Genomic DNA, 9,021 nt, shown 5'->3' with positions numbered 1-9,021 from the left:
AAAATCTTAAACGTTGACGTTTGGTTGTTTAGTTTTCAAGGTTCAAGTACTTCTTGTAAAGTGTGCGTCGTTTTTGGCGACCTAGTTATCTTACCATTTCTCTCGATATGATGTCAACAACTTTTTTCACTTTATTTTTCGATGCTGCCGTCTGTTATTGCGGCAACGAATAATAATATATCACGGCTCCGGCTTCGTGACAATAGTTTTTTATCAAAAAGATGAATTTAATTTCACAGACTATAAAACATTCATAATCAAGTTAACAAGAGTTACGGCTGATCCTTTGCCAGGAAGTTCTATTACACTATCAAAACCAAGTTAAACTAAGCTGAATCCCGCTTCTATTTAACCCAAAACACTTACAATACTGATTTTAAAAACCGCTGCTTCAGCAAGCAGCGGTTCATCTAATTAATCTCTGTGACGCATAAGCGGGAATAGCAGTACGTCTCTAATAGAAGGAGAATTCGTCAGCAGCATCACCAGACGGTCGATACCGATACCGAGTCCGCCTGTTGGCGGCATACCGTATTCAAGGGCTTCAATGAAATCATCATCCATTTCGTGTGCTTCATCGTTGCCTTCAGCTTTTTCTTTCATTTGCGCTTCGAAACGTTCACGCTGATCAATCGGATCGTTCAGCTCTGTGAAGGCATTTGCGTGCTCTCGTCCAACGATGAACAGTTCAAATCGGTCTGTGAAGCGCTCGTCCTCTGGATTTTTCTTTGCAAGAGGAGAGATTTCTACAGGATGACCGTAAATAAATGTTGGCTGAATAAGCGTTTCTTCTACTTTCTGTTCGAAGAATTCATTTACGATGTGACCGTACTCCATGTTATCTTTCACATCTATGCCATGCTCTTTTGCAAGAGCATGTGCTTCTTCATTGGACATTTGCTGCCAGAAGTCTACGCCTGTTTCTTTCTTGATTGCATCTACCATGTGGAGGCGTGTCCATTTAGGCGTAAGATCTACTTCGAAATCGCCGTAAGGTACAACTGTAGCACCCAGTACTTCCTGCGCAATATGAGCGACCAGGTTTTCAGTCAGGTCCATGATGTCATTGTAATCTGCGTATGCTTCATACAGTTCGATCATTGTGAACTCAGGGTTGTGGCGCGTTGAGATTCCTTCATTACGGAATACGCGGCCGATTTCATATACTTTCTCAAGGCCGCCAACGATCAGACGCTTCAGGTGAAGTTCGATTGCGATACGCATGTAGAGCTCCATATCTAATGCGTTGTGATGTGTAATGAATGGACGTGCAGCCGCTCCTCCTGCAATTGAATGCAGCATCGGTGTTTCAACTTCCAGGTAACCGTTGTTATCAAGGTAGCGTCTCATCGACTGGATGATTTTACTGCGGGCGATAAATGTGTTCTTGCTGTCTTCACTTGTGATCAGGTCAAGGTAACGCTGACGGTAGCGCTGCTCAACGTCTTTTAAGCCGTGGAATTTTTCAGGCAGCGGACGAAGTGATTTAGATAACAGCTCAAAGCTTGTCGCTTTAATAGAAAGTTCGCCTACTTTTGTACGGAAAACTGTTCCATTTACACCAACGATATCTCCAAGATCTGCAGTATTGAAAAGCTCATACGCTTCTTCCCCTACTCCATCTTTACGGACATAAAGCTGGATTTGGCCTTGAAGGTCCTGGATATGCGCAAAGCCAGCTTTCCCTTTTCCACGCTTTGTCATGATGCGTCCTGCTACTGTTACTTCGTGCGGCGTCTCATCAAGATCTTCTTTAGAAAGCTCACCAAATTCTTTTTTGATCTCTTCTGAAGCGTGTGTGCGGTCGAATCGTTTACCGAACGGATCGTTACCCTGTTCACGTATAGCTTCCATTTTTTCGCGTCTGACGCGGAACTGGTCATTCAATTCTTCATGACTCATGTTCATCACTCCTTTTCAATGTTTTATCTATGATTCAAATATGATCTCTGTGTTTTTGAATACTTGTCTATTTTACACAATATAAAACGTGCGTACACCCCTAAAGCCTTTTTTACCGGATTAACGCTGGCTCCATAAAAAAACTGCCGGAATTAAACGGCAGCTTCTTTCATTAAAGCGCAAAAAATTTTTCCTTGCACTGTTGGACAGTTTGTTTCCACAGACGAACGCCCTCGCTGCCTGTACGTGTTAACAGTTCGCTTATCTTGCTACCTGTTAAAGGGTGTACAGCATCCGGGGCAATTTCATTCAACGGAACGAGAACAAAGCTTCGTTCATGCATATGAGGATGCGGAACGGACAGCCTATCTGACTTCACATTGTCTGTATTGTAGAGCAAAATGTCAAGATCGATCGTACGGGGTCCCCAGTGCACTTTTCGCTCACGACCAAGTGATTGCTCGATTTTCTGCGCTTCATCCAGCAGTTCTTCAGCCGCAAGTGTGGTTTTTACTTCGATCGCGATATTTAAGAACACCTGTTGATCTGTAAAGCCCACAGGATCTGTTTCATAAATAGAAGAAACTTTTGTCACCTCTATAGATGAACCTGCATCAAGCAGCCTTACAGCTCCTTGAAGGTTGTCTTTAGAATCACCAATATTCGAGCCGAGCGACAGGTAAGCTGTATGCATTCAGCTTCTGCTCCGGGTAAGTTCGATTGCAACAGACTGATAGTGACCTGGAATCGGCGGGTCCGGCTTGACTACTTCGATCGTAATGCGGTCCAGCAGGTCAAATTCTTTGAGCATACGTGAGCAGATTCTGTCAGCCACCGCTTCAACAAGCTTCAGCGGTTCACCTTCTACAATTTCTTTGCACACGTTATAGACGTCAGCATAATTAATGGAATCATCCACGCTATCAGAAGCAGCCGATTTGGACAGGTCAAGCTCAAGCACTGCATTTACACGGAAACGCTGACCAAGCTTTGTTTCTTCTTTAAATACACCGTGGTAACCGTAAAACTCCATCTCATTGACTTTAATTTTATCCATCTTACTCACCCTTTCCGGTTAGTACATCCATCACGCGGGTCATACGGACAATTTCTTTCACATCATGTACACGGACAATGTGGCAGCCTTTTTGCACACCAAAGCACACTGTCGCTCCCGTCCCTTCAATCCGCTCATCTGCAGGAAGGTCCAGGATTTTGCCGATCATCGATTTTCTTGAAGTGCCAAGCAGCACAGGGAAGCCCATATCCACTACGCGATCGACATGTCTCGTGATCTCTATATTTTGTTCGAACGTCTTTGCAAACCCAACGCCTGGATCAAGAATAATCTGTTCGTCTGTGACGCCGGCCTTTTTTGCAATTTCAATGCTTTCTTCAAGGTCCTTCAGTGCATCGTCAAGAAAGTTCTCATACTCCCGCTTTTCCCGGTTATGCATTAAGATAATCGGGACGTTGTGCTTTGCAGCCACTTCAGCGATTTCAGGATCATATCTTGCACCCCAGATATCATTAATGATATGCGCACCTGCTTTAACAGCCGCTTCAGCTGTCTTAGATTTAAACGTATCAATCGAAATCGGCAGGTCTACTTCCCGACGCACTGCTTCAATCACCGGAACAACCCGCTCAATCTCTTCTTCTGCCGATACCGGTGTATAGCCTGGTCTTGTCGACTCACCGCCAATGTCAATGATGTCCGCTCCGTCTGCCGCCATCTGTCTGGCATGTGCAACAGCTGCTTCCACTGTGTTAAATTGACCGCCGTCTGAAAATGAATCGGGCGTTGCATTTAAAATGCCCATTACATATGTTTTTTTCGTAAAATCCAGCGTATACGTTCCCGCCTTCATCTGCCTCACCTCATTCAACTGACTCAATCTGCAATTTGGTCTTTTTTTTATATAAGTATTTTAGGATACTGCACACCGGCCCGTCGATCGGAAAGCTTTGACCTTCAAATAGACTGATCGGGACAATCTCCTGAATCGAATTTGATAAAAACCACTCACTGGCACCTTCAGCATCTTCACGTTTAAATCGGCCTTCTTTTACAGGAATTCCTTCAGCCTGTGCAAGTGCAAGCACCATTTTTTTCGTGATGCCTTCGAGCATACCGGTGGATGCATCAGGTGTATAAAGCGTTCCATCTTTTACCCAGTAAACGTTTGATGCCAGCCCTTCAGAGATCACGCCGTCTTCTGTTAAAAAAATACCTTCAGTTTTCGCGTCCGTTACTTCTTTTCTCGCAGCAAGGTTATTAAAATAATGGTGCGATTTCAACCTCACATCGGTTTCAGGTGTGTTGCGGCGGAGCTTCAGCCACTGGGCGTGACGTTCAGCCGGCGGTTTCGGAAGTGCTTTTTGCAGCAGCATGATCATTGGTTCCTTGTAGGGAGAGGGATCAAGCCCGATTCCCCTTACACCAGCTGACACATTTAAACGGAAGTATCCGTCCTCACCGCCGTTTGCGACTCTTAACTGTTCGACCATTAGTTTCAAGTCGTCAATGGTGAGATCTGCTTCAATCCCCATTTTATCCATCGCAAATTGCAGTCTTTTCAGATGATCACCAATCAAAAAGGGAAACCCGTTATACGTTCGGAACGTCTCAAACGCCCCCATGCCATATAAAAAGCCATGATCAAAAGGAGAGATGCGCGCTTCTGCCTCCTCCATGATGTCTCCATTCAGCCAGAGTTTCATACGCTTTCTGCCTCACGAACGCGGTAAGCATCCAGAAAGTTCTGAAGCAGCTTTTTACCCTGATCGGTCATAATCGACTCCGGATGGAACTGTACGCCTTCAACCGCAAGCGTCTCGTGGCGGATACCCATGATTTCGCCCTGATCTGTCCAGGAGGTAATGAGAAGTTCATCAGGCAGTGTATGTTTTTCAACAATGAGCGAGTGATAGCGTGTTGCAGTAAACGGCATCGGTAAATCTTTATTTACACCTTTACCGTCGTGATACATTTCAGACGTTTTCCCGTGCATCAGGCGTGTCGCACGTACGACATTTCCACCAAACACCTGAGCAATCGACTGATGGCCGAGACATACACCGAAGATTGGGATCTTCCCTGCAAATGCACGGATCGCTTCTAGACTGATCCCCGCTTCATCCGGGCTGCATGGCCCTGGTGAGATCATGAGGAAGTCCGGATTCAGCTGTTCGATCTCTTCTATCGTGATTTCATCGTTTCGTCTTACAACCAGTTCTTCTCCAAGCTCCCCTAGAAACTGAACAAGGTTATACGTAAATGAATCGTAGTTATCAATCATTAAGATCACAGCGATGTCACTCCTTCCGCCTGGTCTTTTGCCTGCCAGAGGGCACGCGCTTTTTTCAGCGACTCTTTATATTCTCTATTCGGATGGGAGTCAATTACAACGCCGGCACCCGCCTGAACGTGTGCCTGTCCATCTTTTACAAGCATGGTGCGAATCACGATATTCAATTCAAGATCCCCGTTAAATCCGATCCAGCCGATTGAGCCTGTATACAACCCTCTTCTGACCGGCTCAAGCTCTTCGATAATTTCCATCGTGCGAACTTTTGGCGCACCAGTAATCGTGCCGCCCGGGAATACTGCCCGGATCACGTCCGCCTCATCATGCTGTTCATCCAGCGTACCGCGAACGTTCGAGACGATGTGCATCACGTGCGAGTATTTTTCAATCACCATGAACTCATTTACTTCCACGCTGCCATACTGACTTACCCGCCCCAGGTCATTACGTTCCAGATCCACAAGCATGACGTGTTCTGCGCGTTCTTTATCATTATGAATCAATTCGTTTGCAAGTGACTCGTCTTCTTCAGGTGTCTGACCACGCGAACGTGTTCCTGCGATCGGCCTCGTGCTCAACTCGGTTCCGTCTTTTTTCACCAAAAGCTCCGGGGAAGCTGAAGCAATCTGAACATCAGGCAAATGCAGGTAAGACATATACGGTGAGGGGTTAAGCTTGCGCACCTCTTCATACACATCTGAAGCTTTGACTGCGAGCGGTTTGGATTGACGCACAGACAGATTCACCTGGAATACATCACCCTGGGCAATATATTGACGGATCGCTTCTGCTGCTTCACAAAATGACTCTTCTTCCATTGATACAGTCATGTCATCAGATGTTCCCTCTGGAGCTGATCTCTCTGGCGCTTCTGGTGTCTCTGCTTCTTTCCACTGACGTACCAAGGATTCAACTTTTTCACCGGCAGGGTGCTCATAATGGTGAAGCACCATGAAGTAAAGCGTGTTTGTCTGGTGATCAAACACCATCCACTCGTCAAAAATCAAAAAACACACATCCGGCAGCCCAAGGTCATCCTCAGTATGTTCCGGCAGTTTTTCGATTGAACGAACGTAATCATAGCTGATATAACCGATCGCCCCTCCCTGAAAATCAGGCAGCTCGGTCATCGGCTCTGTACGGTAAGGCTTCATCCATTCCAGGAGACTTTTCAGTAAATCTCCGGTGTAAGTAGTTTTCTCACCATCTTCTTGAACAGAGAGTTGATCACCTTTTCCATTTGCCCAGGCAAACGGCTTTATTCCGGCAATACTGTAACGTCCGCCTCTGCCGCTTTCTAAAAACATATGACGTTCTTCGTGCTCAGCCATTTTCTGAGCGGTATAATAAAATGTATCTAAAGTAGTTTTCGTTGTTTGATAAGTAATTGTGTATGAACTCAAGAAGTTTCACTCCCAATAAGCAGACTCTGCCTCAATCATACACGAAACAATTCAACAGGTGGTACAGGTAGTACTGATAAAAAATTGACGTTTTGGCTTAATTTCCATATACTTTATTCATTAAAGCGGCTCCTTTTCAGCAGGCACTTTTCTGCAGGAGGAGCTTTTGTATGTAAATGGAGAACGTCCCTTGCAAACTGTGACTATACTTACAGAAAGCAGAATTACACAGGAGGCACACTATGATTCAAAAGAATATACCGTTAAAAGATTATACGTATACAAAAATCGGCGGGAATGCAGATTACCTTGCAATTCCTGAGTCAATTGAAGAATTGACCAAAGCCGTAACCTTTGCGAAGAAAAATAACCTGCCTTGGATGGTACTCGGCAACGGATCCAATGTATTGATCCAGGACGGCGGCATTGAAGGGCTCGTCATTTTAACAACGTCACTGACGAATATGACAATTGAGCATGAAAAAATTACCGTTGAAGCGGGTGCGCCAATTATTGAAGTATCAAGAGCAGCACACGATCACTTATTAAGCGGTCTGGAATTTGCATGCGGAATTCCGGGAAGTGTCGGCGGCGCGATCTATATGAATGCCGGCGCGTACGGCGGAGAGATCAAAGATGTATGCACACATGTTACTGTGCTGACACCAGAAGGCGACGTTGAAAGACTACCTGCTGAAAAAATGGCATTCGATTACCGCACAAGCGCAATTCCAAAAAAGAATTGGATTGTGCTTGAAGCTGAATTTGTACTCGATCAGGGCGAACAGCATGTAATTAAAGCAAAAATGGATGAGCTCACATATTTGCGCGAATCCAAACAGCCGCTTGAATACCCTTCATGCGGAAGTGTATTTAAACGTCCACCCGGCCATTTCGCCGGACAATTGATCCAGGAGTCCAATCTGCAGGGTGTTCAAATCGGTGGTGCCCAGGTTTCTCTGAAGCACGCCGGATTTATCGTCAATAAAGGCGATGCGACTGCAAAAGATTATCTGAATCTTGTGCACCACGTACAAAAAACGGTAAAAGAGAAGTTTGGCGTGGATTTAGAAAAGGAAGTACGCGTCATTGGGCGTACTTAACTATTGCAAAAACCGGAATTCATCCTTGGGGGATGGGTTCCGGTTTTTTGTTTGCGGGACGGCGCGGGTTACTGGAGACGACTGGATGAGGCAGAAACTTACGCAATACAGCAAAAACAAGATAGTCCAAAAGATACTATTCTACGAATCATGGCTGATATTCTTTGAACCACTGTATTTTTTCTGAGAACCTCCACGTCGGTTCTACGAACACACCGTGTTATTCCACGAACATCATCGTTCATTCTAAGAACCATCTCCCGCCTCCCGCCCAATAACCAAAAAAACAGCCCCCGCAAAGGGACTGTCTGCAACATTAATCTTCAAACTGATAAAGCGGTGTGCTCAGGTAGCGTTCGCCGTTACTCGGAATAACAGCAAGGACTTTCTTGCCTTTGCCCATCTTCTTAGCCACTTCAAGCGCTGCATAAATCGCTGCACCTGAAGAAATCCCGCCAAGAATTCCTTCTTCTCTGGCCGCTCTTCTCGCTGTTTCAAATGACTGATCATTTGTTACCTGAATGACTTCATCATAAATTTTTGTATCAAGGATATCAGGCACGAATCCTGCACCGATTCCCTGAATTTTATGAGGACCAGGCTTGCCACCGGACAGAATCGCTGAATCCGCAGGCTCTACAGCGTAGATTTTTACATCTTTATAATGATCTTTCAGCACCTGACCTGCACCAGTGATCGTTCCGCCCGTACCAATACCTGATACAAAAGCATCCAGCTGTTCCATTTGCTCAACGATTTCTTTACCTGTTGTGCGACGGTGAACCTCAGGGTTAGCCTCATTTTTAAACTGCTGAGGCATAAAGTATCCTTTTTCCTCTGCCAGCTCTTCAGCTTTTTTGATCGCACCCTTCATTCCATCAGGACCTGGTGTCAGTACGAGCTCTGCACCATATGCGCGAAGCAGGTTTCTTCTTTCCATACTCATGGTCTCAGGCATGACAAGCACTGAACGGTAACCTTTTGCTGCAGCGATCATCGCAAGTCCGATACCCGTATTACCACTCGTCGGCTCAATAATGGTGTCGCCTTCTTTCAGGTTGCCATCACGCTCTGCAGCCTCGATCATTGATAGGGCAATCCGGTCTTTTACACTGCTGCCCGGATTCATGTATTCAAGCTTCAAGTAAACTTCTGCAGAATTTTCATCCGCCATACGATTCAGTTTCACAATTGGCGTTTGACCTACTAATTCAGAAATATTATTTGCAATACGTACCATTTCCTCACTCCTAATCCCTAGTAATGTGATCGGTTTTTACATAATGCAAATGTAACAATTAA

8 protein-coding genes and 1 pseudogene are annotated in these 9,021 nt (G+C 45.3%); 1 reads left to right on the top strand and 8 read right to left on the bottom strand.

The annotated features are described in order from the left end of the window. Positions 1 to 414: 414 nt before the first annotated feature. From lysS to E2626_RS15800, 7 genes are all read right to left on the bottom strand, one after another. Positions 415 to 1,902: a lysine--tRNA ligase gene (lysS, locus tag E2626_RS15830; RefSeq protein ID WP_134382915.1), complete on the bottom strand. Its 1,488-nt coding sequence runs from the start codon at positions 1,900 to 1,902 to the stop codon at positions 415 to 417. Positions 1,903 to 2,074: 172 nt separating this feature from the next. Continuing rightward, complete coding sequence (gene folK / locus E2626_RS15825; protein ID WP_134382913.1) at positions 2,075 to 2,596, bottom strand: 2-amino-4-hydroxy-6-hydroxymethyldihydropteridine diphosphokinase; 522 nt, start codon at positions 2,594 to 2,596, stop codon at positions 2,075 to 2,077. Next, complete coding sequence (folB, locus tag E2626_RS15820) at positions 2,597 to 2,959, bottom strand: dihydroneopterin aldolase (RefSeq protein ID WP_134382911.1); 363 nt, start codon at positions 2,957 to 2,959, stop codon at positions 2,597 to 2,599. A 1-nt stretch (position 2,960) separates the two neighbouring features. Continuing rightward, the gene (folP, locus tag E2626_RS15815; protein WP_134382909.1) at positions 2,961 to 3,773 is read right to left on the bottom strand and encodes a dihydropteroate synthase; all 813 of its coding nucleotides are present in this window, start codon (positions 3,771 to 3,773) and stop codon (positions 2,961 to 2,963) included. Between the two features lie 10 nt (positions 3,774 to 3,783). Continuing rightward, positions 3,784 to 4,626: an aminodeoxychorismate lyase gene (gene pabC, locus E2626_RS15810; RefSeq protein ID WP_134382907.1), complete on the bottom strand. Its 843-nt coding sequence runs from the start codon at positions 4,624 to 4,626 to the stop codon at positions 3,784 to 3,786. Continuing rightward, positions 4,623 to 5,213 carry an aminodeoxychorismate/anthranilate synthase component II gene (pabA, locus tag E2626_RS15805; protein WP_134382905.1) on the bottom strand — a complete coding sequence of 197 codons (591 nt, stop codon included), beginning with the start codon at positions 5,211 to 5,213 and terminating at the stop codon, positions 4,623 to 4,625. Before pabA ends, pabC begins: the two co-directional genes overlap by 4 nt. Continuing rightward, a complete protein-coding gene (locus E2626_RS15800; protein WP_424955144.1) occupies positions 5,210 to 6,601 on the bottom strand; it encodes an anthranilate synthase component I family protein in 1,392 nt (463 codons plus the stop codon). Before E2626_RS15800 ends, pabA begins: the two co-directional genes overlap by 4 nt. Before the next feature lie 218 nt (positions 6,602 to 6,819). Between E2626_RS15800 and murB the strand changes: the two are divergent. Then, positions 6,820 to 7,719 (top strand): annotated as a pseudogene (gene murB / locus E2626_RS15795) (UDP-N-acetylmuramate dehydrogenase); the annotation flags it as partial. Positions 7,720 to 8,035: 316 nt separating this feature from the next. Here the strand turns inward: murB and cysK are convergent. Further along, complete coding sequence (gene cysK, locus E2626_RS15790) at positions 8,036 to 8,959, bottom strand: cysteine synthase A (protein WP_134382901.1); 924 nt, start codon at positions 8,957 to 8,959, stop codon at positions 8,036 to 8,038. Positions 8,960 to 9,021 lie beyond the last annotated feature (62 nt).

Source organism: Jeotgalibacillus salarius (assembly GCF_004405125.1).
In the GTDB taxonomy this organism is placed as follows: Bacteria; Bacillota; Bacilli; order Bacillales; family Jeotgalibacillaceae; genus Jeotgalibacillus; species Jeotgalibacillus salarius.
This window is presented reverse-complemented; position numbering and strand designations above follow the sequence as displayed.

Bases quoted from the DNA above. Each gene is read 5' to 3' on its own strand.
- folB (WP_134382911.1), bottom strand. From the start codon at position 2,959: ATGGATAAAATTAAAGTCAATGAGATGGAGTTTTACGGTTACCACGGT.
- lysS (WP_134382915.1), bottom strand. From the start codon at position 1,902: ATGAGTCATGAAGAATTGAATGACCAGTTCCGCGTCAGACGCGAAAAA.
- folK (WP_134382913.1), bottom strand. From the start codon at position 2,596: ATGCATACAGCTTACCTGTCGCTCGGCTCGAATATTGGTGATTCTAAA.
- pabC (WP_134382907.1), bottom strand. From the start codon at position 4,626: ATGAAACTCTGGCTGAATGGAGACATCATGGAGGAGGCAGAAGCGCGC.
- cysK (WP_134382901.1), bottom strand. From the start codon at position 8,959: ATGGTACGTATTGCAAATAATATTTCTGAATTAGTAGGTCAAACGCCA.
- folP (WP_134382909.1), bottom strand. From the start codon at position 3,773: ATGAAGGCGGGAACGTATACGCTGGATTTTACGAAAAAAACATATGTA.